The sequence below is a fragment of the Bifidobacterium sp. ESL0682 genome, from assembly GCF_029392815.1.
Classification (GTDB): domain Bacteria; phylum Actinomycetota; class Actinomycetes; order Actinomycetales; family Bifidobacteriaceae; genus Bifidobacterium.
Genome location: NZ_CP113942.1, coordinates 1,959,680 through 1,985,942, shown reverse-complemented (window position 1 = coordinate 1,985,942; position 26,263 = coordinate 1,959,680). Strand labels below are relative to the sequence as shown.

At 56.7% G+C, this 26,263-nt stretch carries 23 protein-coding genes; 11 read left to right on the top strand and 12 right to left on the bottom strand.

Going from position 1 to position 26,263, the window contains the following annotated elements; all coding sequences use genetic code 11:
• Positions 1 to 7 precede the first annotated feature (7 nt).
• The 6 genes from OZX57_RS08215 to OZX57_RS08190 form a co-directional block, all read right to left on the bottom strand.
• Positions 8 to 892: an ABC transporter ATP-binding protein gene (locus OZX57_RS08215; protein ID WP_277162147.1), complete on the bottom strand. Its 885-nt coding sequence runs from the start codon at positions 890 to 892 to the stop codon at positions 8 to 10.
• Position 893: 1 nt separating this feature from the next.
• Positions 894 to 1,976, bottom strand: a complete 1,083-nt coding sequence (locus OZX57_RS08210) for an iron ABC transporter permease (RefSeq protein ID WP_277162146.1) — start codon at positions 1,974 to 1,976, stop codon at positions 894 to 896.
• A gap of 1 nt (position 1,977) precedes the next feature.
• A complete protein-coding gene (locus OZX57_RS08205) occupies positions 1,978 to 2,994 on the bottom strand; it encodes an iron ABC transporter permease (RefSeq protein WP_277162145.1) in 1,017 nt (338 codons plus the stop codon).
• Positions 2,995 to 3,019: 25 nt separating this feature from the next.
• Positions 3,020 to 3,742: an ABC transporter substrate-binding protein gene (locus OZX57_RS08200; protein ID WP_277162144.1), complete on the bottom strand. Its 723-nt coding sequence runs from the start codon at positions 3,740 to 3,742 to the stop codon at positions 3,020 to 3,022.
• On the bottom strand, positions 3,696 to 4,103 hold the full coding sequence (locus OZX57_RS08195) for a hypothetical protein (protein ID WP_277162143.1): 408 nt from the start codon (positions 4,101 to 4,103) through the stop codon (positions 3,696 to 3,698). Before OZX57_RS08195 ends, OZX57_RS08200 begins: the two co-directional genes overlap by 47 nt.
• Positions 4,104 to 4,289: 186 nt before the next feature.
• Entirely contained in the window at positions 4,290 to 4,976 is a 687-nt protein-coding gene (locus OZX57_RS08190) for a DUF4235 domain-containing protein (RefSeq protein ID WP_277162142.1), read from the bottom strand.
• Between the two features lie 206 nt (positions 4,977 to 5,182).
• Here OZX57_RS08190 and OZX57_RS08185 point away from each other — a divergent pair, with 206 nt between their 5' ends.
• The gene (locus tag OZX57_RS08185) at positions 5,183 to 5,881 is read left to right on the top strand and encodes a histidine phosphatase family protein (protein WP_277162141.1); all 699 of its coding nucleotides are present in this window, start codon (positions 5,183 to 5,185) and stop codon (positions 5,879 to 5,881) included.
• 101 nt (positions 5,882 to 5,982) lie between these two features.
• On the opposite strand, the gene OZX57_RS08180 is transcribed toward OZX57_RS08185, so the two are convergent.
• The 3 genes from OZX57_RS08180 to OZX57_RS08170 all read right to left on the bottom strand — a co-directional run bounded on the left by OZX57_RS08180 (position 5,983) and on the right by OZX57_RS08170 (position 10,138).
• Positions 5,983 to 7,755 carry a glycoside hydrolase family 13 protein gene (locus tag OZX57_RS08180; RefSeq protein WP_277162140.1) on the bottom strand — a complete coding sequence of 591 codons (1,773 nt, stop codon included), beginning with the start codon at positions 7,753 to 7,755 and terminating at the stop codon, positions 5,983 to 5,985.
• A 175-nt stretch (positions 7,756 to 7,930) separates the two neighbouring features.
• Positions 7,931 to 9,085 (bottom strand): LacI family DNA-binding transcriptional regulator, encoded by a 1,155-nt coding sequence (locus OZX57_RS08175; protein ID WP_277162139.1) that lies wholly within the window; start codon positions 9,083 to 9,085, stop codon positions 7,931 to 7,933.
• 210 nt (positions 9,086 to 9,295) lie between these two features.
• The gene (locus tag OZX57_RS08170; protein ID WP_277162138.1) at positions 9,296 to 10,138 is read right to left on the bottom strand and encodes an alpha/beta hydrolase; all 843 of its coding nucleotides are present in this window, start codon (positions 10,136 to 10,138) and stop codon (positions 9,296 to 9,298) included.
• A 172-nt stretch (positions 10,139 to 10,310) separates the two neighbouring features.
• Here OZX57_RS08170 and OZX57_RS08165 point away from each other — a divergent pair, with 172 nt between their 5' ends.
• From OZX57_RS08165 to gndA, 3 genes are all read left to right on the top strand, one after another.
• Positions 10,311 to 10,724, top strand: coding sequence for a DUF4143 domain-containing protein (locus tag OZX57_RS08165; RefSeq protein WP_277162137.1), 414 nt, complete (start codon positions 10,311 to 10,313; stop codon positions 10,722 to 10,724).
• Between the two features lie 192 nt (positions 10,725 to 10,916).
• Entirely contained in the window at positions 10,917 to 11,768 is an 852-nt protein-coding gene (locus OZX57_RS08160) for a tyrosine-protein phosphatase (protein WP_277162136.1), read from the top strand.
• 399 nt (positions 11,769 to 12,167) lie between these two features.
• Positions 12,168 to 13,628, top strand: a complete 1,461-nt coding sequence (gene gndA, locus OZX57_RS08155) for an NADP-dependent phosphogluconate dehydrogenase (RefSeq protein ID WP_277162135.1) — start codon at positions 12,168 to 12,170, stop codon at positions 13,626 to 13,628.
• A gap of 155 nt (positions 13,629 to 13,783) precedes the next feature.
• Here the strand turns inward: gndA and pgl are convergent, their stop codons facing one another.
• The 3 genes from pgl to zwf form a co-directional block, all read right to left on the bottom strand.
• A complete protein-coding gene (pgl, locus tag OZX57_RS08150) occupies positions 13,784 to 14,608 on the bottom strand; it encodes a 6-phosphogluconolactonase (RefSeq protein ID WP_277162134.1) in 825 nt (274 codons plus the stop codon).
• 237 nt (positions 14,609 to 14,845) lie between these two features.
• A complete protein-coding gene (locus OZX57_RS08145) occupies positions 14,846 to 15,820 on the bottom strand; it encodes a glucose-6-phosphate dehydrogenase assembly protein OpcA (RefSeq protein ID WP_277162133.1) in 975 nt (324 codons plus the stop codon).
• Positions 15,817 to 17,355, bottom strand: a complete 1,539-nt coding sequence (gene zwf / locus OZX57_RS08140) for a glucose-6-phosphate dehydrogenase (protein WP_277162132.1) — start codon at positions 17,353 to 17,355, stop codon at positions 15,817 to 15,819. The genes OZX57_RS08145 and zwf overlap by 4 nt, the downstream gene beginning before the upstream one ends.
• A gap of 453 nt (positions 17,356 to 17,808) precedes the next feature.
• Between zwf and OZX57_RS08135 the strand changes: the two genes are divergently transcribed.
• The 7 genes from OZX57_RS08135 to OZX57_RS08105 all read left to right on the top strand — a co-directional run bounded on the left by OZX57_RS08135 (position 17,809) and on the right by OZX57_RS08105 (position 25,677).
• Entirely contained in the window at positions 17,809 to 18,369 is a 561-nt protein-coding gene (locus tag OZX57_RS08135) for a hypothetical protein (protein WP_277162131.1), read from the top strand.
• A 401-nt stretch (positions 18,370 to 18,770) separates the two neighbouring features.
• Positions 18,771 to 19,547 (top strand): transcriptional regulator, encoded by a 777-nt coding sequence (locus OZX57_RS08130; RefSeq protein WP_277162130.1) that lies wholly within the window; start codon positions 18,771 to 18,773, stop codon positions 19,545 to 19,547.
• A 135-nt stretch (positions 19,548 to 19,682) separates the two neighbouring features.
• The gene (locus OZX57_RS08125; RefSeq protein WP_277162129.1) at positions 19,683 to 20,939 is read left to right on the top strand and encodes an MFS transporter; all 1,257 of its coding nucleotides are present in this window, start codon (positions 19,683 to 19,685) and stop codon (positions 20,937 to 20,939) included.
• Positions 20,940 to 21,048: 109 nt separating this feature from the next.
• A complete protein-coding gene (locus OZX57_RS08120; RefSeq protein ID WP_277162128.1) occupies positions 21,049 to 22,497 on the top strand; it encodes an amidohydrolase in 1,449 nt (482 codons plus the stop codon).
• Between the two features lie 264 nt (positions 22,498 to 22,761).
• Positions 22,762 to 23,448, top strand: a complete 687-nt coding sequence (sdaAB, locus tag OZX57_RS08115) for an L-serine ammonia-lyase, iron-sulfur-dependent subunit beta (RefSeq protein ID WP_277162127.1) — start codon at positions 22,762 to 22,764, stop codon at positions 23,446 to 23,448.
• Positions 23,449 to 23,512: 64 nt separating this feature from the next.
• A complete protein-coding gene (gene sdaAA / locus OZX57_RS08110; protein ID WP_277162126.1) occupies positions 23,513 to 24,424 on the top strand; it encodes an L-serine ammonia-lyase, iron-sulfur-dependent, subunit alpha in 912 nt (303 codons plus the stop codon).
• Between the two features lie 80 nt (positions 24,425 to 24,504).
• Positions 24,505 to 25,677, top strand: a complete 1,173-nt coding sequence (locus OZX57_RS08105) for an ArgE/DapE family deacylase (RefSeq protein ID WP_277162125.1) — start codon at positions 24,505 to 24,507, stop codon at positions 25,675 to 25,677.
• Positions 25,678 to 26,263 lie beyond the last annotated feature (586 nt).

Genomic DNA, 26,263 nt, shown 5'->3' with positions numbered 1-26,263 from the left:
TGTCGTCTCAGCACTCATCGACAGCCTCGGCCGGTTGAAACAGTCTCAGGTCGCGCTGTGCGGCAAGGGAATGGGATTTGTCGGGTACGACCATCGGCAGGCCGGTGCTCGGGTCGGTAGCGACAGAGGCATTCAAGCCGAAGACGTTGCGTAGCAACGGTTCGGTGAGTACTTCCTGGGCGGTGCCCTGTGCGCGGATGGTGCCGTCTTTCATCGCCACCATCCAATCGGCGTAGCGCGCGGCGAGATTGAGATCGTGCAGCACCATGACCACTGTCACGCCTTCTTCGGCGTTGAGGTAGCTCAGCAGGTCAAGTACCTCGACTTGGTAAGCGATGTCGAGGTAGGTGGTCGGCTCGTCCAGCAGCAGGATATCCGTTTCCTGAGCGAGTGCCAGAGCAATCCAGGCGCGCTGACGCTGACCGCCGGAGACCGATTCGATGGGCCGATCGGCGAGTTCCGCGAGGCCAGTGACAGCCAGAGCGTGGGCGACGGCTTCCTCATCGTCATCATTCCAGCCGCCGGTGAGGCCGTGATATGGGTATCGCCCTCGGGTCACCAGATCGGCGATAGTGATGCCTTCCGGGGCAAGCGGTGATTGCGGTAACAGCCCGACCTTGGTGGCCACCTCGCGGGTGGGCACGTCGCTCAGGGATTGGCCGTCGAGCATGATCGACCCCTTGTCTGGCTTGATCAACCGCGCCAAGGCCTTGAGCAACGTCGATTTGCAGCATCCATTTGGCCCGATGATGACACCGACCTGATGTGCGGGGATGTCCAGCGACAGATCGGCCACGACTTGTCGGCCCTCATAGGAAAGTGCGACGTGCCGCGCCTTAAGGGTGTGCGCCGGATGCTGGTGATTGGCATCATGACTGGTGAGAACTCCCATATCAAACCTCCTTGTTGCGGGCCATGCGAATCATCAGAATGACAAGAATTGGTCCGCCGATAAGACTGGTGACTACTCCTACGGGCACGTGTGCGCCGGGCAGGTGCTGCGCCACGATATCGGAGGCCAAGACCAAGCTCGCGCCGACCAGACCGGCGCGTCCGATGGCCGGTTTATTGGGTCCGGCCAACCAGGCTGCGATGGGGCCGGCCAGGAACGAGACGAACGCGATGGGTCCGCTGGTGGCCGTGGCCGCTGAGAGCAGGATAACCGCCAGCAGCAGAACGGCAATCTGCGTGGGTGCGACGCGTACGCCGAGGCCGGTGGCCATGCTGGGGCCAAGGCGGAGCATGTCGATATGCCGGTTGAGCAAAGTGAGCAACAGACCCGTCACGATGACGATGACTGCGAGCGGACCGACCTGCTGCCATGAGGCATCGCTCAGCGAACCGGTCAGCCAGCGTTGGGCCGCCTGCATGTCCCACTGGTCGGCGCGGATGAGAATCCACGAGGTCAGGGCATTGAGCGCTGCGGCCAGACCGATGCCCATGAGAATGAGTTTGCCGATATTGGGCGTGTGCTCCCAGGAGAGCCAGATGATCAGCGCTGCCGTGGCCAGACCTCCCAGAAGCGCAAATGCCGAAAGCCCTACTCCCGAAAGGCCAAGGATGACGATACCGAATACCGCTGCGGTATTGGCGCCAGCGGTGATGCCGATGATGTCGGGGCTGGCCATGAGATTGCGCAGCATGTGCTGGAAACTGGCGCCGGCCATGCCGAATGCCACGCCGCACAGCGCGCCGATGATGACCCGTGGCATGCGCAGCTCGCCGATGGCAAAGCTTAGACCCGGGACGGTTTCGTCGTGCAGCATTCTGTCGATGACGGAGGCGATATCGGCAGACGAATAGATTTCGTGGCCGAAGGCGAGATCCAAGTAAAGCAGCACTAATAGTGCGAACAGCAGTAGTACTGTGACGAATACTGAACGCGACTTGGCGCGGCGGCGTGCACGGCGCAATCGCTTCCCGAGTTCGCGTTCCGCATCGCGCTGTGACATGTGGTTTTGTAGTGAATCGGCCACGTCACACCTCGCTTACTTTGCGGCGGCGGATGAGGATCAGGAAAATCGGGGCGCCGATAATAGTGGTGACGATGCCGACTTCAACGTCGGCAGGGCGGGTGATGACCCGGCCAATAACATCGGCCGCAAGAAGCAGCAACGGGCCGAGTGCCGCGCACAACGGCATGATGCGGCGATAATCGGCTCCGACGAGCAATCTCGCCGCGTGGGGCACGACCAGTCCGACAAACCCGATGGGTCCGGCCAGCGCCGTGGCACTCGAGCACAGCAAAACCGCGCCGGTCCAGGTGGTCACACGAACCAACGTGAGCTGTGCGCCAAGCCCAATCGCCATCTCGTCACCCAGGGCAAGGGCGTTGAGCGATGGGGCGACGGCGAACGCGATGATGAATCCCAAAGCAAGCAGTGGGAGGATTGGCAGCATGAGGCTGAATCGAGCGCCGGAGATGCCTCCGACCTGCCAGAAGCGGTAAGTCGCCATGGTCTGCGCTCGGGGCAAGAGCAAAGCGCTGGTCAACGAGCTCAACACGGAACTCAGCACCGCTCCGGCAAGCGTGAGCTTGAGCGGGGTGGCGCCGAAACGTCCCAAGGAGCCGATGACCCAGACCAGTGCCGCCGTGGCTGCGGAGCCGACCAGCGCGACCCATACGTAGGCGCTCGGCGTCGAAAGACCGAAGAACGTGATGGCGATGACGATGGCGAATGCCGCACCCGTGTTGAGACCCAGCAGTGAAGGGTCAGCCAGTGGATTGCGTGATACTCCTTGCATCAGCGCACCCGCGACCGCCAGCGCTGCTCCGACGAGGAGGCCCAGCACGGTGCGTGGCACTCGCGTGCGCACCGTGGCCGCCGCGATGTCGTTGGCGCCGGAAGTCAGTCCCCGTACCACATCGCTGGGCGAGACGATACGTGAGCCGAACATCACCGACAGCAATGCCACCACAATGATGCCCACCGCCAACAGCGCATAAAGCGGTACCGCGGGAATGCGATGTGACTGCTCTCCCGCGGTATTCATGGCCGACTTCTTGGACAATTTCGGGTTACTTTACCTTCGAGGCCGCGTCGCCCAGCAGCGTGGCATATTCGCCGTCGGTCTGCTGGATCGACAGTGCGCTCGGGTCAAGGGCGTTGGCCATCAGGCTGTTGTTGTCGATGACGACCACCGATCCGCGCGCGACCGCTGGAATCTTGGAAAGCAGCGGGTCCTTCTGCATCGCGGCGAGCAGGTCCGGGGTGCCGTAAGTGACGATGACGTCAACGTCCTTGAACTGGTCTGCGTTCTCGGAGGAGACGTCTTTGTAGAACTTTTGGGTGCTGCGCGAAAGCTTGGTCACCGATTCCGGGGTCTTCATGCCGAGGTCGTTGAGCATCTGCGGGCGCAGGTCTGTGGTGGTGTAGACGCTGAAGCTGGAGAGCTTGGAGGCGTCGAACGACATCACCGCCCCAGTTTTGCCGGCAATCTGCGGGTATTTCGCCGCGTCCGCCTTGATTTGCTCTTCGAGGCTGGAGATGAGCTTGGCGCCCTTCTCCGGTTCGCCGATGGCTTGGGCGGTCGTCTTGATCATGCTGCGCCATGGATCGCCCCAAGCGACCTTCTGGTAGGCGATGGTCGGCGCGATTTTGCTCAGAGTGTCATAGTCCTTGCGAGTCATGCCCGACTGCAGGCCGATGATGAGGTCCGGCTTGGAAGCGGCGATGGCCTCGGCGTCGATGCCATCAGATTCGTCGTGCAGCTGAGGCATATCGGCCGGCTTCACGCCCATCTTTTCCAATGAGGAGTAAGTCCACGGCAGGAATCCGCCGCACGGTCTTGCCGAAGGTGTTTTTCTCGATACTCACCGGCGCGACGTCCAGAGCGATGAGATTATCGAAGCTGCCCCAGCCGACGGTTGCCACGCGCTTGGGCTTGGCCTTGATGGTTGTGGTGCCATAGACGTGCTTGATCGAAACCGGGAAGCCTTGGCTTTTATCGGATTTGGACGACGAGCTCGTCTGGTTGTCGTTTGATTGGGCTTCGTTCGTTGACCCGCACGCGGCGAAGGCCCCGAGTGAGGCCACGGCTGCCACCGCGGCGATGGCGCGGACCAGCGGGCGGCGGAATTTGGAAATGAATGAGGTTGACACGGTGTCCCCTTGTCTATCGGGCGGCGTCCGTAAAGATGCGATGCCGACAATTGCTATGCCAGCGGCCAATATATCAGCATCTGTCTTTGATAAAAAGACTTGTTTTCCTCATGATTTTGTGCTAATTCGAGCGGATTATGAAAGAATACGCATAAAACCGTACGCAACATGATGTTGCAGAATGACTTATTTCCCGCTGCGACGATTGTGGCGACGGGTTACCAAAGCGTCCGAGCCGCGCGTGCCCAATGTGGAAATGATTGAGCCGAAAGCCGCCGATGCTGCGGCGAAGATTACGCTGGCTGCCAGCCCTTGCTGATCAGCTTCTTCGGCTGCTTCACCATTTGCGGGGCCGCGCTTGCTGGTGACCTGCTGGTCCCAAATTATCTTGAAAACCTTGCCTGCGATGGCGCCCAAGGCAGCAGGAAGGATGATCTTGAAAATCTTGTCGCCCAAAGTATCTGGGTCTTGCAAACGGTTCTGGCGCATGGTTTCTACTTTCTTGTCGACGCGATGAAGGCTCTCGACGATGCGGTCGGCTGAAGAGGGTGAGGACGAAGTGGTTGACGAGGCCGAGTTTGGCGAAACTGCGGACACTGTTGCAACACTGTTGGATTGCGGCGAAACTTCAGATGACGATGAAGCGTTTGAAGAAGACGAAACCGTTGTGTCGCCATGGTTTTCGGCGTCGTTATCGCGCGCGTCGGAACCTTTTGCGGAACTGGCATTGGAAGAAGTTGATGGCATAAAAGAATCCCATTCGGCGGAACGCGAATCGTTCGAGGCGTTGGACGAGCGTGCGAACTCGTCGGAATCTGCGGAGGCTCCTTCGCCGGTTTCCTCTACTGCGTTTCTGCTGTGTCGTGCGTGCATATCTTCATGATAGACGGCGCACTGTCCGTGGTGGCGAACGCAAAACTTTCGCTGTGGCGGGCAGTGTGTTGGTGCGGTGGGTATGCAGTTATGTACGATCTCTGTGCGCACTATGGCACAGTGAGATAAACAAGCGAATCCGCAGTCTCAAGCCAAAACCGCCCCTTGTTTTTGCCCGCGAACTCAGCCTGCGTTAAAGTGTCGGTATGACTAATTACCTGACTTCAGGCGAGGAAGCCTCAAAACCCGGTTATTTGGTACTGCTGCGTCATGGACAGACGGCGTGGAGCCTCAGTGGGCAATACACAGGGCGCACTGATGTGCCGTTGAACAAGGAAGGCCGGCGTCAGGCAATGGAGGGCGGCAAGCGGCTGCGAGAGGCGTTCCCCGAGGGCTTCGGGCGCGGGCATATTTTCGCCAGTCCGTTGCATCGTGCCAGCGAAACGGCACAATTGGCGGGCTATTCCGATTTCGAGACGCTCGACGATCTGATGGAATGGGATTACGGCCGCGCTGAAGGCCGCAAGCGTGAAGAAGTCGCCGCCGCTTTGGGGCATGATTGGTGCGTCTGGGACGAAGGGCCGGAGACGCTGCCGGCTTCGCTGGAGGGCGATTGGGTTTGCGAGATTCCCGACGGCAAAACGATGAACGTCCATAATGGGCCCGGCGAAACCGTCGAGGAGACGGCAGAACGCGCACGTCGTGTGATTGCGAAAGTGACTCCGCTGCTTCTTGCGGGCCACAATGTGCTGCTTGTTGCCCACGCCCATATCCTGCGCGTCATCACCACTCAATGGGTGCACGCCGACCCGCATTCGGGCCGTTTCCTGCGTCTCGACACTGCGCACCACTCGGTGCTCGGCTACTACAAAAACGACCCCGTCATCGTTCGTTGGAATGTGTGAACAGTTGCATTGAATGTGTACGCCTCGGAATAAGCAATAAAAATGCCTGAAACCTTATAAAGCAGAAGGTTTCAGGCATTTTGTATGAGCCTAATTATTGTTTATTCGTCGAGCAGCAGCCAGGCGCTCGCATCTTGCGGCAGACCGCCGTCTTCAGCAAGTTCGGCGGAAGTGAGCAGGACTCGACCCTTCGGCAGGGCGATCGGAGCTGCGCCGAAGTTCGTGACGCTGGCAAATGTGGACGCAGAACCCTGATAGATCGCCGGGCGTGTGTAAGCGATGACATCATCGCCCATATCGAGCCAATCGAGGCTGTCATAGTCGCCGGTCGCGGTCAGAAGTTCGGCGCGGTTCTTCAATACCGAGCGATAGAGCGTGAGCATCGAAGTCGGGTCATCTGCTTCCTTGTCGGCCGCGAAGTCCTTGAACCACAGGGGCTGCGGCAGATGCGGAGCCTCGGAAGGCGTGCCGTCGGCTTTCGAGGCCGGCGAAAAACCGAATGAGGCCCCTTCACCGAAGTTCTTATCCCATGAAGCAGGTTTGGGCTCATCGTCGGCGACCCAAGGAAGCGGTACACGGCATCCGTCGCGGCCTTTGTCGCTGGCGGCTTGTTTGGTGCGGGAAGCATTGGGGTCTTCCAAACGATTCCAAGGAATATCCGGCACTTCAAAGAGACCGAGTTCCTCGCCCTGATAGATGTAGACGGAGCCAGGAAGCCCCATTTCCATCAGCACGGCGGCGCGGGCGCGACGCGTTCCTAGCTTGCGGTCCTCGAAATAGGTCTTGCCGTCGCGTAGCAGCCAGTCTTTGGCGACCTGGTGCTTCTCATGGGAGGGCACCTGTGGCAGGCCGTAACGCGTTGCGTTGCGGGGGATGTCGTGGTTGCTCATCACCCATGTGGAAGTCGAACCGTTGGTTCGTGCCGCGGCGTCAAGTCCCTCGACGATGGCTTTGCGCATGTCGTCAACGTTCCAGTTGGATTTGGCGAATTCGAAGTTGAACACCTGCCCGAGCTCGTCGGTGGAGGCGTAAAGATACTGGTGCTCGGGAATCACCCAAGCCTCGCCGACCGCGAAGCGCGGCGGATTGTACTCATTGAAGACCTGGCGCCATTCCTTGTAGATGTCATGAACTTCCGGTCGGTCCCACATCGGGCTGCGGCCGTCCCGGTTCTCCTGGTTTTGAACGCTGAATTCTGCGCCCAGCTGCTCCAGCGACTCGGAGTCGAAGTCCTTGGCCAGGCCGTGCGCCACGTCGATGCGGAAACCGTCGACGCCGTGGTCGCTCCAGAAGCGGAAGGTCTCCTTGAACTCCTCGTGGATGTCTGGGTTCTTCCAGTTGACGTCCGGCTGCTCTTTCGCGAAGATGTGGAAATACCATTGGCCATCGTCGACACGTTCCCAGGCCGGGCCGCCGAAGAGCGACTGCCAATCGTTCGGTGGTAATTCACCGTTTTTGCCCCGTCCCTCGCGGAAGATATAGCGATCTCGTGCGGCCGATCCGCGTCCGGCCTTGAGCGCTTCCTGGAAGAAGCGATGCTTGTCAGAGGTATGATTTGGCACGATATCGACGATTACCTTGATGCCTGAGCCATGCGCTGCGGCGACCATGGCGTCGAAATCGTTCATGGTGCCCAGTCGCGGATCGACGTTGCGATAGTCGATGACATCGTAGCCGCCGTCGGCCAGCTCGGAGGGGTAGAAGGGTGAAAGCCAGATCGCGTCGACGCCCAACGTTTTCAGATAATTCATCTTCTCGGTGATGCCGGCGATGTCGCCGAGTCCGTCGCCGTTGACGTCCTTGAAACTGCGTGGGTAGATCTGATAGACAACGGCCTGCTTCCACCAGTCGTCGTGTGTGTTGTTAGCAGTCATGATTGCCTTCCTTGGATTTGATGATGCGTTCAAGCGGTAATAAATATTGATACTGACAACGTTAGCATATGATTGTCTTACTCTTGCTAAGAGTCAGAGATTAATAGCAGTTTTACTATTGATTACGTTGTCAGTGGTACTGGCTCGCGAAGTGAATAGGGCCGTTTAACAGGGCTCATGACCTGCCGCGATAGGCGGCAGTGGGCACGTAGGCAAATGATGAAGCCCTTCGCGAAACCGTGGAGTTCGGAGCGGTACGTTCATGTCGCCTTTCCGCATTAGAGATCTCTGCTGCTCTGTTTTGCCCGGTTTCGGCGGCGATGACTGGTGCGGTGGTGTCGCGCAGCATGAGTTGCGCCGGGAAAATTTGATATGAATCCGAGCTGTCAGGTCCGGCTTTATTGCCCATGGCCAGCAGGGTCTGGCGCGCGGCTTCGGCTCCGAGCTCGAAGGGATTTTGACGTAGGGTGGTCAGTCCTGTTGCGCCGGCAAGTTCGATATCGTCAAATCCAATGATGGACAGGTCTCGCGGGATTTCGCGTCCATAACGGTGCAATCGATACAATAACGGTAATGCGGTCTCATCTTTGCTCATACATACTGCAGTGAGCCGTGGCTGCGAGGTCAGGATGGCGTTGACGGCGTTATCCATAAAATCCGAGTCGGCGTCAAACAGCAGCACTTGCGGCCGTACATCGGCGTGCGCCTCGCAGGCCTCGCGGAATCCTTGCAGGCGTGATTCGGCGCCGTAATGCAGCTGTCGGCGGTTGCTCTCTCCGACATAGCCGATATTGCGATGGCCCAAAGCCGCCAGATGGTCGACGGCCGTACGCATGGCGCCTTTGTCGTCGATGCCGACGGTGGCGTCGAATCCGGCCGAAGACGGTACGTTAATACCGACGATCGGTACGTGCATGGTCTTGAGACGAGAGACCTCTTCCGGATCGATGTCGAACGAATCGACGATGACCGCATCCACGTTGCGGCGTACGGGCAGGTTCATGAAAAAATCACGGCGTTCGGTTGTGGTGGTCATTGTGAACACCGAGATGTCATATCCGGCAGGATGGAAGACGGAATCGAGGCCGGCGAATGCATGCGCGTCAAACCACGTAGATACGCCGTCGCTGGTGAGCAGGGCGACGCGCATGGTCTGCCCGCTTTTGAGCGCGGCAGCGGAACGAGAGATGTGGAAGTCAAGTTTTTCGGCTGCTCGTGTCACCTTTTCGCGTGTCCGAGGCGCAACGAGTTCCGGCTTGGTAAACGTGCGAGAGACGGTGGATATCGAAACTCCCGCCGCTTGTGCAACTTCTCTAATGTCTGTTGCCATGCGTCTGCCTCTCGTCTTGATTTCCGTATATCGCGCTGTTCATTCTATTCAGATTCTTTGAAAGAAGTGAAATCTTTGGGGAATGGTGGTCGGATATTCATCGGCAATGTTTATGGTGCCGGTGTCATATTCCCTATGACAAATCGGCTTTCCCGTGCTGTTTTATACACGACGAGAAAGCCGATTTGCCTATGGCATGTTGTTTCGGTACTATGCTTCCGCCGCTGAATTTCCGAAATTGCGCCGCAGCCAGTTGAGGAACAGGGGCATCCACTGCTGAACGCCAACGTCCACGCCATGGTCATCGCCTGCGCCCGCAACATCTTCGTTGGCGAGCGAAAGGCCGTGATGGCCGGTGGGGAAGAAATGGGCTTCAACACTCACGCCCGCCCTTACGCAGGCGGCAAACGTCATCATCGCGCCTTCAACAGGCACGGTCTCGTCTGTAACAGTGTGCCAAATGAAGGTTGGTGGAGTCTTGGCGTCGATGTGTTTATCGATGGAGACCTCCTCAAGCAGTTTGGCATCATTCTTGCCTTCGTTGCCGAGCAGTCGGTCAAAACTGCTGCGGTGTGCGTATTGGCCGGACGTGGTCACTGCATAGCCGAGCATTAGCCCGTTCGGCCGTACGGCATCGGCATCGTAACCGTGTGCGCGCATAGTCTCGTCTCCTGCGGTGGTGGCGAGGTTGCCGGCAAGGTGTCCGCCCGCGGAGAAGCCTGCGGCAATGATGGCATCTGGGTTGATGTGCCAAGCCTTGGCATTCTCTCGCAACAGTTTCATTGCCTCAGCAGCTTCCAGCAGCGCGGTAGGGTAGACAGATGGAGCACAGGAATAGCGCAGAATGGCAGCGTTATAACCCGCTCCCAAAATCTTGAGGGCAATCGGTTCGGCCTCGCGGTCACTGGTAAATTCGTACCCGCCGCCAGGAATGACGAGCACGGTCGGACGCCGGCGTCCTGGGTCCATCTCTTTGCTGTTGTCGATGGAATACACGCTGAAATTGGCTTCGCTGCCATCGATGCCAGCGATGGTCGTATTGATATATTGCATTGCTTTCGACCTTTTGGTGTTGTGGTCGTTCTTCGACCTTGGTTCGTAACCATTATAAAATTCTGCGGTAACAGTGTTTTATGTTAACAAAACGTCGCAAAATACTACTTGTAATATATGAAAACGTCGCAAAACTATGTTAAATTAAGTTATAAAACGTCGCAGAATAGTGGTGAAAGTGTTTCTCTGCGATGTCGGATTGCTGAGCGCAGCCAGTGCGGGTTCAACGGCGTTTGAAATTCTCCAGGGCAATTTAGGAGTGAACTGGGGCAGTTCGCTTGAGAATTTTGTGGCGCAGGAATTAGCAGCTCAAGGCTCTGAACTTTACTATTTCGATAAGGTCAAGCTTGGCGAAGTCAATTTTCTGATGCAATGCGGCAGTAATATTACGCCGATTGAGGCGAAATCGGGGAAGAATTTTACTGCTCACGCCGCACTCGATAAATTATTGTCGGTCAAGGAATGGAAGCTTGGTTCTGGATTTGTGCTCTGCAGCAACAATGTGAAGCGTGAGAAACAGAATGACACCGTCATTGATTTGCCTTGGTATATGACAATGTTCATGAAGCCACAGGAGCTTGGGTAAAAGCATCGCCAGCAAAAGAATGCAGTGGGGTATTCGGCTTTGCGTTTGCCGTGTGTGTAGTGCCTGCAACGCCTCATCGCGTGCATGCCACATTGTGGCGGCGTTCAGGCAAGTCTAAGGAATCTCGATAGACTTGTCTCGTTATCGGTTAGGCGTGATTATCTAAGCATAGTCCACGAAGGAAGGCTCATCATGGCAGATTCCAGCAAAGGCACGGTTAGCGGTATTGATTCGTCCGATACGGATGATTCCGGCGACATTACGGGCGCGAGCTACCTTGATTATCGTCCGACAGGAGACGGGGCGGGTGTCGAGATCGACGGCGTTCCCAACTCTCGCGGCATCGGCGGCTATCCAACGCAGGACGGTCGCAAGGTGCGTGATGGACTGTTCTTCCGCACGGCCGGCCTCAATTTCCTGGGCGAGCATGGCATTGATGACCTGCATCGCCTCGGCATTAAGGAAGTGGTGGATCTGCGCGACCCGCTCGAGGTCAAGCAGTGGCCGTATACGCTTCCCGATGACATCCATGTCGATCGCGTTCCGCTCCTGAAGACCTCCATGACCGATCGGGGAGGCATGGAACAAGTTGCCAATGGCATTGACATGTCCGAAATGTACCATGACATCGTTTTCGGTTCGGCCGAGCAAATCGTGCTCATCCTGCGCAAACTGCTGAAGGACGACGGCCATCCGATGCTCATCCATTGCACCGCCGGCAAAGACCGTACCGGTATCACCGCCGGCATTCTGATGAGCCTGCTTGGGGTGAGCGACGACATGGTCGTTTCCTGCTATGCCCAATCCGGCGCGAACCTCGGCTCCGCGTTCAAGAAGGCCGTGTTGCAAGGCCTTACCAGCGACGAAAAAGGCGTTGGCCAGATTACGGCCGCGCAGACCGCCATGCTGGCTTCGCCGCCGGAACTCATGCGCGATGTGCTCGCCGGTATCAAGAATGAATACGGTTCCGTCGAGCAGTATTGCTTGCAAAACGGCATGAGCGAAGACGAAGTGGCCGAGCTGCGTGCCATGTTTGTCGAGTAAAACCGAGCTTTTCATTTTTGGCTGCGGTATCGCGCGTTTCTAGCCCGTACATTCCCCAAATCGCTGGGGTATGTACGGGCTTATAATTTTGGGATTCCGTCTTTTAACATGTGCGTTGTGCGTTCTCTTCGAAGGCTTTGCGATAAATGCAACTCAATAAAAACGCTTTGAACTTGGCATGATTCGTGTTGCTGGAATTTGCAAGATATGGACGCAAAAATGTGGTGTATTCCACATTTCCTGAATGCGCTTAGACGTAGTTGGCGATAGACTGGAAGCGTGTGCTTCGGACTAAGAAATCTCCGAAAACGCTAGGGGCTTAGACGGCTCGTGTGGGAACCGATTGAGAGGTGCCGGTTGCCTTGGTCGTCGAAGGACTATCAATTTGAAAGGCAGACAATGACGGAAGCTATCGCAAATATTGGAGTCGTCGGACTGGCGGCCATGGGTTCCAACCTTGCAAGGAACCTTGCCCATCACGGCAACACCGTGGCACTTTACAATCGTCACTATGAGCGCACCGAAAAGCTCATGAAGGACCACGGCAGCGAAGGCAAGTTCGTGCCTGCCAAGACCATCGACGAGTTCGTCGCCTCGCTCACCAAGCCGCGTACGGCCATCATTATGGTCAAGGCCGGTGCACCGACAGACGCCATGATTGAGGCGCTCGCCGATGCTATGGATCCGGGCGACATCATCGTCGACGGCGGTAACTCCTACTTCAAGGACACCATCCGTCGCGAGAAGGACATTCGCGCTCGCGGTCTGCACTATGTTGGTTGCGGCGTCTCCGGCGGCGAAGAGGGCGCGCTCAACGGCCCGTCCATGATGCCCGGCGGCACCGATGAGTCCTGGAAGACCCTCGGCCCGATTCTCAAGTCCATCGCCGCGAAGGCGGAGGGCGAGCCCTGCGTCACCCATATCGGTGAAAACGGCGCTGGCCACTTTGTCAAGATGGTGCACAACGGCATCGAGTACGCCGACATGCAGCTCATCGCCGAGAGCTACGACCTGATGCGTCGTGGCATGGGCATGACCCCCGACGAGATCGGCGACGTGTTCGAGGAGTGGGATAAGACCGAGCTTAACTCCTACCTGATCGAGATTACCGCTGATCTGCTGCATCAGAAGGACAAGAAGACCGGCAAGCCGCTGGTCGATGTCATCGTTGATCAGGCCGGTATGAAGGGCACTGGTACCTGGACGGTTCAGACCGCTCTCGAGCTGGGTACTCCGGTCACCGCTATCGCCGAAGGCGTGTTCGCCCGCGGCCTGTCCGATCAGACCGAGCTGCGTGAAGGCGCTGCCAAGCAGAACATGGCCGGCCCTGACGGCAAGATTACGTTCGCGAACGGTGACGAGCGCAAGGCCTTCATCGAGGACATCCGTCAGGCGCTGTATGCCTCCAAGATCGTTGCCTATGCACAGGGCTTCAACGAGATCAACGATGGCGCTAAGAAGTATGACTGGAAGATCGATCTAGCCGCGGTCGCGCGCATCTGGCGCGGCGGCTGCATCATTCGCGCCCAGTTCCTCAACGTCGTCTCCGACGCCTTCGAGTCCGGCGAGGCTGACATTTCGCTGCTTTACGCACCGTACTTCAAGAGCGCCATCGAGAAAGCTCAGGAGTCCTGGCGCCGTGTCGTGGCGAAGGCTGCAAGCTGCGGCATCCCCGCACCGGTCTTCTCGACCTCGCTGTCCTACTACGACGGCCTGCGTTCCAAGCGTCTGCCTGCCACCATCATCCAGGCCCAGCGTGACCTCTTCGGCGCTCACACCTACGGCCGTGTCGATGAGCCCGGTGCCTTCCACACCCTTTGGGCTGAAGAAGGTCGTCCGGAAGAGAAGATGTCCGACTGAATGCGGATATCCGGTTTGCGCGACTGACTGATTATTCGGTTGGCAATAGCATTTGTGCCTCCGTTCCTTTTGGGAGCGGAGGCACAAATTGTATACCGTAGATTTATTTCATCAGTGACGCGTTATTTTCGTCATCCTCTATTGTTGGTGTTGTTTTACAACTCTGTTACTGCATCAGGCGTAGTAAACCAAACAAACTCTTCCGTCCCGGTAGCGAAGCTCGCAGGATAGGCGGGGTTGTTGGGCTGTGCAAAGACGTGGGCGGTGGCATCGGACTTGCCGGCGCCGCAGGTGAGCATCCAGGTGCGGCGGGTGCGGGCGAGCAGGGATGCGGTCATGGAGATGCGCAGTGGCGGCATCTTGGGGGAGTGCGATTCTCCTACGACCAAACACGGGTCGGTGATCTTGATGCTGTCATGATTGGGGAAGAGTGAGGCGAAATGGCCGTCAGGGCCCATGCCGAGAATCAGCAGGTCCATTGCCGGTTCGTCGCCGAGTTCACGCTTGAGTTCAGCCTCGTAATCGGCCGCGGCTTTTGCAAGAAGTTCGTCGTTTTCGGCATCGCTCGCTGCGGCGACCTGCTCGGGTGTTCGTGTATCGACAGCCATCTCGTGGATGTTGCTTTCTGGCAAGCGCCCGTCGGCTACCAGCTTGTCGAGGAAACGCTTGCGAGCCTGGTATGAGCTGCGGTCTTCGTCAGTGGCGGCCACAAATCGTTCGTCGCCCCACCAGAAATGAACGCGATTCCAATCGATGGCGTCAACGAGTGGATTGGAAGCCATATAAGTCAAGGCTCGCAGAATATCGGATCCGCCGGTGAGCGCCACGTCGTATCGGCTGCGAATCGGTTGGGTTGCAGCTGCAGAGCTGTTGCTATCGCGCTCGTCCAATCCGTCCAGAATAGCGAGCAATATGCGTTGTGCTGCCGCCTGAGCCACGGTTTCCGCGTCCTGGTACGCTTCCAGTTTCCTATCGGCCATGTGTTGTGCTCCTTTACGTTGTGCTTAAAGTATCAAATATTTTCAGTCTAGATGATTTGTTGTCCAGCAGGCTTTTGGCCATTGCCGATAATGAATTCAAGGCATGCGTTGCAATTCAGCAAGATACATCAATAGACTGTATGCAATTCCTAAGATGAATAAGAATAAGGTGCCGCAGAACCTTCATTACAGGTTTGCAGCACCTTATTAGGGTGGTTACAGTGCCAAGGCTGATGCTCAGTCCTGAACCATGTCCCAACCCTTGCGAATGACGTCGGCGTAGACCTCGTCCGGGTCAATGCGGCGCAATTCCTCACTCAGGCAGTCTTCAAGCGTACGCAACGGCATGGCGACGCGCTGCGGCGCCTGGCCGGGCTGGCTGATGACGGCTTCGCGTGAATCCGGGCGTTCCAGCGAAATCACGCCGTCGGAACGGTTGAGATAGACGCCGGTAATCGCTTCGGCATCCGTGACATATTCGAGCTTGACCGGCACGTTGAGCTTCAGTGCAAGCCAGGCGGCAAGCAGCTTAAGTGGCAAATAATCGCGCTGACCGCAGACCTTGACGCTTTCAATCGGCAGGTGCGGTGGCTGGTCGATGGTCGTGGCCAGCATCGCACGCCAAATGGTTAGACGTGTCCAGGAAAAATCGACGTCCTTCGGCTCCCAGTTGGCACGAAGCGTGTCAAAGGTCTTGTCGGGATCGTCGGAACGCAGCGCATCGGTAATGCGGCTTCCGGCCATGGCACCCAGCGGGTCCTGCGACGGGTTTGCCGGCGGGTTGGTCGGCCACCAAGTGACGACCGGGGCATCCGGCACCAGCAGCGGTATCACGAGGGTGTCAGTATGCTGGCAAAGTCCACCGCGCGGGCGCAGAATGATGATTTCGCCTGCGCCGGCATCGGCACCAAAGCGAACCTGAGCGTCGAGGTCGGTTTCGGCATCGCCGGAATCGGTGACGTAGCAATCCGGTTCCTTGTCCACATCGCAGAAGGGCAGTTCCTTGCTGTTTGGCACGATGACGATGACGCGGCAGGGGTGCTCGCGGCCTGCGAAATTGGCGATTTTCAGCGCATTCTCGAGTTCGCTCTCATCCGTTGAAATGATAAGCGTCAGGACGCGATCGTTACCTGCCTCGCCGCGCTCCTGATGGAGTTCGTCGATTTTGCGTGCGATGGCGCTGGTTTCGGTATCGGGCATTTTGATAATCATGGCATCCTCCAATGGCGTCCATCACGCGCGAGCATTTCATCGGCTTCCTTCGGTCCCCAAGTGCCGGCGCGGTAAGGCTGCGGTTGGCCGAGTGTGGACCAGTATTCCTCGATTGGATCGAGGATTTCCCAGCTCAGGTCGACTTCCTTGGTGGTCGGGAAGAGCGGCGGATCGCCGAGCAGCACGTCCAAAATCAAGCGTTCGTAAGCCTCAGGCGAGTTTTCGGTGAAGCTCTGGCCGTAGCTGAAGTCCATCGACACATCGCGGACTTCCATAGCGGTGGCTCCCGGCACCTTCGCGCCGAAGCGCATGGTGACGCCCTCGTTGGGCTGCACGCGGATGACGATGGCATTGTTGCCAAGCTCGCGGACCGCGGTCTGTTCGAAGGGCAGATGCGGGGCGCGCTTGAAGACCACGGCGATTTCCGTGACGCGCTTGCCCAAGCGCTTGCCGGTGCGCAGGTAGAACGGCACTCCGGCCCAGCGGCGCGTATCGACGTCAAGCGTGATGGCGGCGTAGGTCTCGGTGGTGCTGGACTTGTCGATGCCCTTTTCGTCAAGATAGCCGCAGACTTCTTCGGAACCCTGCCAGCCGGCGGAATACTGGCCGCGGGCGGTGTAGGCGCCGAGGTCACCAGGCAGGCGAACGGCGGAAAGCACCTTCGTCTTTTCGGCCGTGAGGTCGGAGGCAGCGAAGCTCACTGGCTCCTCCATCGCGGTCAGGGCCATCAGCTGCAGCAAGTGGTTCTGGATGACATCGCGCGCGGCGCCGATGCCATCGTAGTATCCGGCTCGGCCGCCGATACCCATGTCCTCGGCCATCGTGATTTGTACGTGGTCGACGTAGTTGGAGTTCCAAATCGGCTCGAACATGGAGTTGGCGAAACGCAGCGCCATCATGTTCTGCACGGTTTCCTTGCCGAGGTAATGGTCGATACGGAAGACCGAGCTCGGGTCGAAGACCTCGGAGACTACACGGTCAAGTTCTTTCGCGCTCTTCAGGTCGTGGCCGAACGGCTTCTCGATGATGACGCGGCGCCATGCATCGTCGTTGGACTTCGCCAGGCCGGAATCGGCCAGCTGCTTGGAAACGATAGGGAAAGCGCTCGGCGGTACGGACATGTAGAACGCGTGGTTGCCGCGGGTGCCGCGGTCGCGGTCGAGTTCCTTGACTGTTTGGCTCAGGCGCTCGAAGGCGGCCTTGTCGTCAAACGTGCCTTGCACGAAGCGGATGCCCTTGGCGAGGTTCGTCCAGGTTGATTCGCGGAACGGCGTGCGGCAACGGGCCTTCACGCATTCCTTGACAAAGTTCGCGAATTCCTCGTTGCTCCATTCACGACGGCCGAAGCCGGTCAGTCCGAAGCTTGGCGGCAACAGGCCACGATTGGCCAAGTCGTAAATGGCCGGCAGCAGTTTTTTCTTTGCCAGATCACCGGTGACGCCGAAAATCACCAGGCTGCAGGGTCCTGCAATGCGTGGCAGCCGCAGGTCTCGCGGGTCGCGCAGAGGGTTCACCCAAGTTTTTAGTTCACTCATACCCTCAAGTGTACCGGCGACCCCATTATTCGTGAGCATAAATTTGTCCCCATACCCTCCATTGTCGTGCGAATCACAGTTAGGTGCTTTTATCAATAAGTATTGAACCAAATAAATATCTTTTGCGAATCATTTATTTCCAGATTCCTGCTTCTTTAAGCGCGTCAGTAAGTATCTGTTCATATTTTGATCGTCGAAGACATTGTTTGGCGGATGTTGGGATTTTTATTAAGAAGTGTGTTGAGTTCTCTGAGATCATCGAAAATGGTTGGCTTGTCGAAGCAGTTGCGGCCTCAACAATAATGACTAAGTCCTATCTTCTGCTCTAACGGTTTCAAAATAAACTTGAAGCAGGCTTAAAACCATCAAGATATCCATATCATTTTGAACATCTAGTGAATAGTCGGTAGACTCGGGTGCATTGCAATGGAGTAAGAGTCGAGGAGAAATGTGATGCTGGGTGGCAATGTTGCGTGGGGAGATGAGAGCATCCGTAAGCAAGATGGCGGACCGTCCAGATACTTAATTGGTGTGTCGATTTGCGACCTCGATGAGTCGGAGGTTCGATCGGAGTTTATGAAGGCTGGGCTTTTCAAAACGAAGAAAGTCCATTGGCATGATATGGCTCTCAAAGAGCAAAAGAAATCCATTTCCTTGATTAACGGTTTCAATTTGCGACACATTGTTGTTTCTGCTGAACCGTTGCTTGATAACATGCGTTCCGAACGGGCTCGAAGAAAATGTCTTGAAACTTTGTTCCCGATATTGGAAGACCAATACGACATTAAGCAGCTCATCATGGAGGCTAGAAGTTCTAAACAGAATAAAGACGAATTATTGCTTATTCAGAAATTGCGCTCGCGAGGTTTTCTTCATTCTTTGCAATACAACCTGTTGCCGGGCCCTCAAGATGCGAGATTGTGGATACCGGATCAAGTTTTGGGCTCCGTAGGAGCTATAGGCATTAAGTATCCTTCGGTTGACAATGTGGAATTCTTCAAAATTAATCTCTAGATGGAATCCCGATAATTTTGAATTGCAAAAATCTGAGTTGCCGGATATATTATTAATTAGGCCTTATCTTCGAGGAGATGGGGAAGTGGAAGCCGGATGTCCCTGTGTTTCACGGGGCCCGGCTTCCGCGCTGTTTATGCGGATATAAGTAGGACCGTTTCGAAATACTTATTTTTTGTAATGCGGTTAAGCAATAATTTGTTGTTGCACGTGCACTGTTGATATCCATTGAGTTATCTGTTATTAAATACTTAGTACATTGTCTCTCGCGCTTGAGGGGTCGGCCGAAATGCTTAACGATTGTGCGTAGAAATGGACGATGGGGGATTCTGGGCGGTGTTCCTTGTATTCTTGCTTGGCATCAGGGTGGTTGAACGATACGTGAAGCGGCGAGGCGCGAAGTGGAAAACGAACCAGATGAAAATGAGGTTCAGGAATATATCCGTTCCTTTATTCCTGCGGTCGATTTTCTTGCCGAGATTCTTGGTGAACGCAGCGAAGTCGTGCTCAACGATCTGACGGATGTCGACCACTCGGTGGTGGCCATCCGCAATTCTGAAATATCGCAGCGCAAAATAGGTGATCCGGCCACTGATCTTGCACTGCGCATCGTTCAGCAGCACGGCAATGAATCGCGTAATTATCTGGCCAATTACCCAGGTGTCTCGCGCAACGGGCACGTGTTGCGCTCCTCGACGTTCTTCTTGCGCTATGGCGGCGAAATCGTGGCGATGATCTGCATCAATACCGATGACGGCCCGCTGCTGGACATGGGTTCCGAACTGGAATCGCTGAGAAAAAATTATGAGCTGTTGCGTGCGGCCGACCCGTCGATTCGGGATGGCGTGAAAAGCAAGGCGGACGCCATCGTCGATGACCGGTCTGAAGAGCAATCCGACGATATTGCCGGTTCTCCGTCGATGATGCTGGAGCATTTGGTCACTACCTCGCAGTCCATGGCGGATTCGGTGGTCAGGCAGGTTTGCGATGAATGCAACGTCGAGGTCGATTACCTCAAGCGTGACCAGAAGATAAAGGTCATCAGCCTGCTGTTCGAGCAGGGGTTCTTTTTGCTGAAGGATGCCGTCGCTGTGGCGGCCCAGAGTCTCAACGTATCCGAACCGACCGTTTACCGTTATCTGCACGAGGTCAAACAGGTTGCGAAGCGGGCAAAGTAGCCTTTCTACGCTTAAAAGATAAAAAATAATTAATTTGCAAGAAATTTATCAAAAATCGGCATTTCGTGTTCGATTTGCGCTAATGTGAGCTGTGCAACATTTTTATCCATTGATTCCCCAAAGGTGGGTCCATAAATGACGAAAACAGAGAATACATCTGATGTGGCGCCATCCGCGCCGCAGAGAAGTGGGTTGATGAGCGCGATGCTGATCGCGGCGCTGATGGTCGGCTATTCCGTGGTCTACATGGATAAGAGCATGATCTCGACGGCGATCATCCCGATTTCCTCCCAGTTCCATCTGGACACCAGCCAAACGGGCCTGATTATGTCCCTGTTCTTCCTGGGCTATTCCATCATGCAGATTCCTTGCGGCTGGCTGGCTGATAAGTTCGGCGCTAAGCGCGTGCTGATGGCTTCCATGCTGGTCATCGCCGTGTTCTCTTATCTGTTCGGCGCGATGAGCGGCCTGCTGCTGTTCATCGTCGTCCGCTTCTGCGCAGGTCTCGGCCACGGTGGCTATCCGCCGAGCTGCTCGAAGGCCATCGCCGAAGGATTCCCGCAGCAGAAGAGGACCTTCGTCCAGTCGCTGATTCTCTCCACGTCCGGCATCGGCGGCATTCTCGCCTTCACGCTCGGCGCCCAGCTGGTCTCCGCCAATTGGCGCATCGCCTACGCCGTTCTGGGCAGCCTCTATCTCGTCGCCTTCATCATGATCTGGATCTTCGTGCCTGGCGGCAAGAGCGAGAAGAAGGAGCTTGCGGAGCTCGACCAGAAGCAAGCGGCTGCTGCAGAGCCCAAGCCCGGATTCCTGGAAGTCATCAAGAACCCGAACGTCCTGATTCTTTTCGCAGCCATGTTGATGCTCAACATCGTGCTGTACGGCAACATGTCTTGGCTGCCTTCCTACATCACCAAGACCTTCCACCTGAGTGTGGGCCAGGCCGGTTACATCCTGGCCTTCAACGCCATCTTCCAGACTGTTGCGACGATTTTCTCGGGAACGCTGCTCTCCAAGTTCTTCCTGCATAAGGAGAAGCAGGCCATCGTCGGTTCTTCGATCGTCACCGGTTTGCTGATCATCTGCTTCGTGCTGAGCAAGAACCTCGTGGTCTCCGTCATCCTGCTGATTCTGATCAGCATGTGCAGCATGCTCGCCTTCACGGGCATCTTCACCTGGCCTCACAAGATCATGGACGCCCGCACCATCGGTTCCTCCATCGGCATCATCAACACCGGTGGCACACTTGGCGGTTTCCTTGCCCCGATGATCATCGGCGAGCTGGTCAAGGTAGCCGGCGGCTCCTTCACCCCGGCGTTCTTCTTCCTGGCAATTGTCGTCATCATCGCCGCGTTTGTGGTGTTGTTCGTCAAGGTTCCCAAGACCAAGTAAATATTAGGCATTGATATCCGCCATCAAAAGGCGCGATGGCTTCGGATATGTAAATGTAGTAATGACTGCCGGTGCATCGGCGCCGGCGGCTAACGAAAGGAAGTGTTTCATGGCAGTTGACGACAACAAGCAGCGGATCATGGACATTGTCGATGATAAGAAGGATGAGTTCATCGAGGCTGCTGATCGCATCTGGGAGACACCGGAGACGCGTTTCACCGTCCCGAAGTCGGTCGAGCAGCATTACAAAGTGCTCGAGAAGGAAGGCTTTGACATCAAGAAGGGCGTTGCGGGCATGGATTATGCCTACATCGCCACGTACGGTTCGGGCAAGCCCGTCATCGGCATCACCGCCGAATACGACGCGCTCGACAACCTGAGCCAGGAAGCCGGTAACCCCGAGCGCAAGCCGCTGGTAGAGGGTGCTCCCGGTCAGGGCTGCGGACACAACGTTCTCGGCACCGGAGCGTTGGGTGCAGCTGTCGCGCTCAAGACGCTGATGGAAGAGAAGCACCTCAAGGGTACGTTGAAGCTTTTCGGCTGCCCGGCTGAGGAAAGCGGCTATGGCAAGGCCTTCATGGCCCGTGCCGGCGTTTTCGATGATGTCGATGCGGCGTTCACCTGGCATCCTGCCGACGTCACCAATGTCGCCGGGGGCGGCGGCCTTGCAGTCATGCAGGCAAACTTCAGCTTCAAAGGTATTGCCGCCCACGCCGCGGCTGCCCCGGAGCAGGGTCGTGACGCACTCGATGCGGCCACGCTGATGACGGTGGGCGTGCAGTTCCTGCGCGAGCACATCATCGACGCCGCTCGTATTCATTACGCTTACATCGACGCCGGCGGCAAGTCCGCGAACGTCGTTCACCCCACGGCGACGCTGTACTTCTTCGTGCGTGCCCCGTTCCTCGACCAGGCCAAGGAAATCTACGACCGCGTGGTCAAGATCGCCAAGGGTGCCGCGATGATGACGGACACCGAGCTGTCGATTGATTTTGATTCCGCTTGCGCCAACTATGTGCCGAACCACCCGCTGAGCGAGGACATGGACAAGAATCTCGACTTGGTTGGTCCGCTGCAGCTGACCGACGAAGAGCTTGAGTTCGAACGCAAGATTCAGAACAATAACCCGCAGGGCTTCGAAGGCCCGCTGGCGGAACGTCTGAAGGCCGCGAACCCGGAGCTCAGCGACGACGAGGCGAGCGAGATGGCTCATTCGAGTATGGCGCTGCCGAAGTTCCCGCTGATCTATACCACCGACACCAAGGGCCAGGCGTCCACCGACGTTGGCGATGTCAGCTGGTGCACCCCGACCGCGCAGTTCAACGGTGGTTTTGAACCTCTGGGCACGCCGCCGCATTCCTGGCAGTGGGTCGCCAACGGCCAGTCGAGCGTGGCGCACAAGGGCTTGGTGATGGCCGCGAAGACCATCGCTCTGACCGCTTACGACGCGCTGACCGACGAGAGCCTTCTGCAGGAAGCCAAGGATTCCTATGCCAAGGAATTCAAGGGTAAGCCTTACAAGTCGGTCATCCCGCCGGAGACTCAGCCTCACGGCTGAGTCCGTGGTGCAGTGTTACGTTTCCCGCTGAACAGAATGGTGAGAGTTGTATATACCTTATCCAATGATGGATGTTCTGGTTTGGCGGCAAATGAACAGGTAGCATTACCGAACACAAGCCGCAGCTTCAGTGATCGATAATTTCAGCCGGCCGTACGTATGTATGGCGTATGGTCGGCTTTTTCTATACCCAAAATGATCAAGAGAGGTGTAATCATGGGGGTGTCAGCTGGTATCAGCGAAGAGTCGGGGCATGCAGGGGACATGCCTGACGACGGCCCGTCGTCGGAAACCGCGAACTACAAAAGCGTATTCGACATCATCGGGCCGGTGATGATCGGGCCGTCCAGCTCCCACACCGCTGGTGTGGTGGCCATTGGGCGGGTGGTCCATGAGGTATTTCGTGGAACACCAACTAAAATTGTGGTGGATTATTATGAATCCTTTGCCAGCACCCATCAAGGGCATGGCACTGATTTTGCGATCATAGGCGGTATTCTCGGGTTTGCGACCGATGACAGGCGCATCAAAAATTCGATAGAGATTGCAAAGCAGCGGGGTATCGACCTCACTTTCGTTGAACAAGAAGGTAAAAGCCCGGTCGGTCATCCGAATACAGCGGTCGTCAACATTTCCGACGGGGAAAAGTCCGTCAGCGTCGTGGGTGTTTCCATCGGCGGCGGTGTCGCCCAAATCAAGCGGATTGTCATGGATGGCTTTGACGTCACGCCGCGCGGCCCGTTGCCGATGTTGCTTCTGCGAGGCAGCGCGGCAGATAACGAGAGGCTTGGCAGCAAGCTTCAAGGCGTTTCTCTTATTGGTGATGTACGTTCCTTCGGCAAAGAGGGCACCGATGAGCGAATCTATGAGTATGATCTTGATGCTCCTTTGCCGCCGAATACGGTCGAGGAACTGCGCAAGGCCAATGACCGTCTGTTCTATCTGAGATGAGTCCTGCGGGCGCCGGATTGCGTTTGCGGGGAATGAAACTTTCACCTGATATGTGAGGAATGATATGTATTCGAAAGTTGCGGAACTGGTCGAGGATGCCGAACGACAGGGGCTGCCGATCCATGAGCTGATGATCAGGCAGGAGATGGCATACTCCCATGAATCCCGAGAAGAGATCTGGGAGAAGATGGGGCGTAATCTCGATGTGATGCACCAGGCCGTAGAGAGGGGTGCGGCAGGCGAGGGTGTGCACAGCACGACCGGATTGACGGGCGGCGATGCCGTGAAGTTGCGGAAATACCGCGAACACGGCAAGACCCTGAGCGGAGACACGATGATGATGGCGGTGCAAAACGCGATGGCCTGCAACGAGGTCAACGCCGCCATGGGCGTCATCTGCGCCACGCCTACGGCCGGCTCGTCGGGCACGATTCCGGGCATTCTGTTTACCTTGACAGAGCGTCTCGGCCTTGACCGCGACCAGCAGATTCGTTTTCTTTTCACCGCCGGCGCTTTCGGGTTGATCATCGCCAACAACGCCGGCATCGCTGGCGCCACGGGTGGCTGTCAGGCTGAGGTGGGCAGCGCGTCCGCCATGGGTGCCGCTGCGGCGGTCGAGGCGGCAGGGGGCACCCCAAGCCAGAGTGCACAGGCCATGGCTATGGCCATCTCCAATTTGCTGGGTCTCATTTGCGACCCGGTTGCCGGGTTGGTCGAGTTGCCGTGCGTCAAGCGCAATGCGATCGGCGCAGGCAACGGTCTCATCGCGGCCGATATGGCGTTGGCCGGCATCGTCAGCAAGATTCCGCCCGACGAGGTTATCGGCGCCATGGACGCGGTGGGCAAGAGTCTACCGAGCAAGTTCCGTGAGACGGGACTCGGCGGTTTGGCTGATACCCCGACCGGCCGCAGATTGCGGGCAAGTATATTTCCGAATCAGAAGGATCCGTCGGCCTTCAGGAAAACCGGTGCATGAGTGCATGCTCATGAACCGGTGAATCAACACGACGGAATCGGTTGTATCGCTAAGTAATAACTAAGCCGAAGGAGGCTATTATGGATACACAAGAAGCTAGGGAATTGCTGGACACTCTAGTGGCATTCCACACGGAGAACGGCAACGAGAAGGTCGTGGCCGATTATATTCAGGGCATTTTCGAGAAAGCCGGCATCAACTCGAAGGTGATTCCGCTCGAGGACGATCCCACTCGCGCCAACCTCGTCGCTGAGGTTGGTCATGGTGAGCCGGTTGTCGCGATTTGCGGACACACGGACACCGTCTCGGCTCAGCAGGATGGCTGGGAGACCGACCCCTTCAAGGTCACTGAGAAGGGTGACTTCCTCTATGGCCGTGGTGTGACCGACATGAAGGCCGGTACCGCCGCATTGGTCATTGCCATGCTGCATTTGAAGGAACATGAGTCCGAGATGCACGGCACGGTGCGCTTCCTCTGCACCGCGGGCGAGGAAGTTGGCATGCCCGGTGCCGAAGCCTTGGAGAAGCAGGGCTACATGAAGGGCGTCGAAGCGCTGCTTATCGGCGAACCTTCCGGATATTCGATCGTCTATGCCACCAAGGGCGAGTATGACATCACGGTGAACATGAAGGGCAAGGCCGCTCACAGCTCGACCCCGGCGCTCGGCATCAACGCCGTCGAGAACCTCATCGAGTTCCTCGATACGCTTTCCGCCCGCATCAAGAAGGAAGCCGAAGGCAAGAACAACCCCGATTTGGGCGGCACGGTCTACAACATCGATGTTTTCCACGGTGGTCAGCAGGTCAACGCCATCCCGGAATCGGCCAGCGCGCAGATCAACATCCGCATCGTTCCGGAGTTCAACAACGCGACCATTCTTGGCATCTTTGATGAGGAAGTGAAGAAATTCAACGAAACCCACAAGGCCGAGGTTTCTTACACCATCGGCATGGATATCGTTTCTGTTGTCGGCCCGAAGGATGCCAAGCTCGCCAAGATTGTCAAGTCCGTGGGCGAGGACCATCTCGCTGCAAAGGGTGAGAAGCCGGAGATTCCGATGCTCGGACTGTCCGGCGCGACCGATGGCAGCAAGCTGCTGGTCAACAGCCCAGCCGGCACCGCCTATGTGATGTTCGGCCCCGGCAACAGCACCATGCATTGCGTCAATGAGAGTCTGCCGAAGGGCATGTATGAGGACTTCATCAAGATGTATCAGGAGATTCTTGACCAGTACATGGGCATCGCCGAGTGAGGTTCTTGACGCGTTGATGTACTGAGCTGATGTACTGATTCGCTCTCGCCGGTAATGGCAGGAGCGAGAATCCGGCGGCTTTGCCGGATATCAAAAGTGGGGGATAACCGACCGATGGCCGGTTATCCCCACTTTCGCATTCGTAGTTCTTTATTGCTCCGGGTCAATTACGCCTTTGCATTCGTTCACCTTGACTGAGTGTCTCAATCTCGGTCGCGACCAGTAGATTCGTTTTCTTTTCGCCGCCGGCGCTTTCGGTTTGATTGTTGCTGAAAAGTTGGGACGCATCGCGTTGCCGAGAGCGGGCAAGTGAGGGCATCAGCGGGGATGAAGTTCGGTCAACGCAATTCGAGAATATAATTTTTGAGGACTCTATATGGCGGATATTTGAAGCGTTCATAAAAGGAAATTATTTTCGCTCAAAAGGGAATCGCATTTTTTATTTGTGAAGATTACGCAAATATGATTGTCGTTTTAATCTCTGATGTCGAATTTTAAAGGTAATTCGACGATGATTTTTGGTCAAATTGTCATTCATTTTTGTCAGAAAGTATCGCTGCGGGCTGAAAGCCGTTTGGGCGGCAGT

What these genes read in the sequence shown, in the direction of transcription:
- OZX57_RS08215 (WP_277162147.1), bottom strand. Translation starts at nt 892, where the DNA reads ATGGGAGTTCTCACCAGTCATGATGCCAATCACCAGCATCCGGCGCAC.
- OZX57_RS08205 (WP_277162145.1), bottom strand. Translation starts at nt 2,994, where the DNA reads ATGAATACCGCGGGAGAGCAGTCACATCGCATTCCCGCGGTACCGCTT.
- OZX57_RS08200 (WP_277162144.1), bottom strand. Translation starts at nt 3,742, where the DNA reads ATGGGCGTGAAGCCGGCCGATATGCCTCAGCTGCACGACGAATCTGAT.
- OZX57_RS08190 (WP_277162142.1), bottom strand. Translation starts at nt 4,976, where the DNA reads ATGCACGCACGACACAGCAGAAACGCAGTAGAGGAAACCGGCGAAGGA.
- OZX57_RS08185 (WP_277162141.1), top strand. Translation starts at nt 5,183, where the DNA reads ATGACTAATTACCTGACTTCAGGCGAGGAAGCCTCAAAACCCGGTTAT.
- OZX57_RS08180 (WP_277162140.1), bottom strand. Translation starts at nt 7,755, where the DNA reads ATGACTGCTAACAACACACACGACGACTGGTGGAAGCAGGCCGTTGTC.
- OZX57_RS08175 (WP_277162139.1), bottom strand. Translation starts at nt 9,085, where the DNA reads ATGGCAACAGACATTAGAGAAGTTGCACAAGCGGCGGGAGTTTCGATA.
- OZX57_RS08170 (WP_277162138.1), bottom strand. Translation starts at nt 10,138, where the DNA reads ATGCAATATATCAATACGACCATCGCTGGCATCGATGGCAGCGAAGCC.
- OZX57_RS08160 (WP_277162136.1), top strand. Translation starts at nt 10,917, where the DNA reads ATGGCAGATTCCAGCAAAGGCACGGTTAGCGGTATTGATTCGTCCGAT.
- gndA (WP_277162135.1), top strand. Translation starts at nt 12,168, where the DNA reads ATGACGGAAGCTATCGCAAATATTGGAGTCGTCGGACTGGCGGCCATG.
- pgl (WP_277162134.1), bottom strand. Translation starts at nt 14,608, where the DNA reads ATGGCCGATAGGAAACTGGAAGCGTACCAGGACGCGGAAACCGTGGCT.
- OZX57_RS08145 (WP_277162133.1), bottom strand. Translation starts at nt 15,820, where the DNA reads ATGATTATCAAAATGCCCGATACCGAAACCAGCGCCATCGCACGCAAA.
- zwf (WP_277162132.1), bottom strand. Translation starts at nt 17,355, where the DNA reads ATGAGTGAACTAAAAACTTGGGTGAACCCTCTGCGCGACCCGCGAGAC.
- OZX57_RS08135 (WP_277162131.1), top strand. Translation starts at nt 17,809, where the DNA reads ATGCTGGGTGGCAATGTTGCGTGGGGAGATGAGAGCATCCGTAAGCAA.
- OZX57_RS08125 (WP_277162129.1), top strand. Translation starts at nt 19,683, where the DNA reads ATGACGAAAACAGAGAATACATCTGATGTGGCGCCATCCGCGCCGCAG.
- OZX57_RS08120 (WP_277162128.1), top strand. Translation starts at nt 21,049, where the DNA reads ATGGCAGTTGACGACAACAAGCAGCGGATCATGGACATTGTCGATGAT.
- sdaAB (WP_277162127.1), top strand. Translation starts at nt 22,762, where the DNA reads ATGCCTGACGACGGCCCGTCGTCGGAAACCGCGAACTACAAAAGCGTA.
- sdaAA (WP_277162126.1), top strand. Translation starts at nt 23,513, where the DNA reads ATGTATTCGAAAGTTGCGGAACTGGTCGAGGATGCCGAACGACAGGGG.
- OZX57_RS08105 (WP_277162125.1), top strand. Translation starts at nt 24,505, where the DNA reads ATGGATACACAAGAAGCTAGGGAATTGCTGGACACTCTAGTGGCATTC.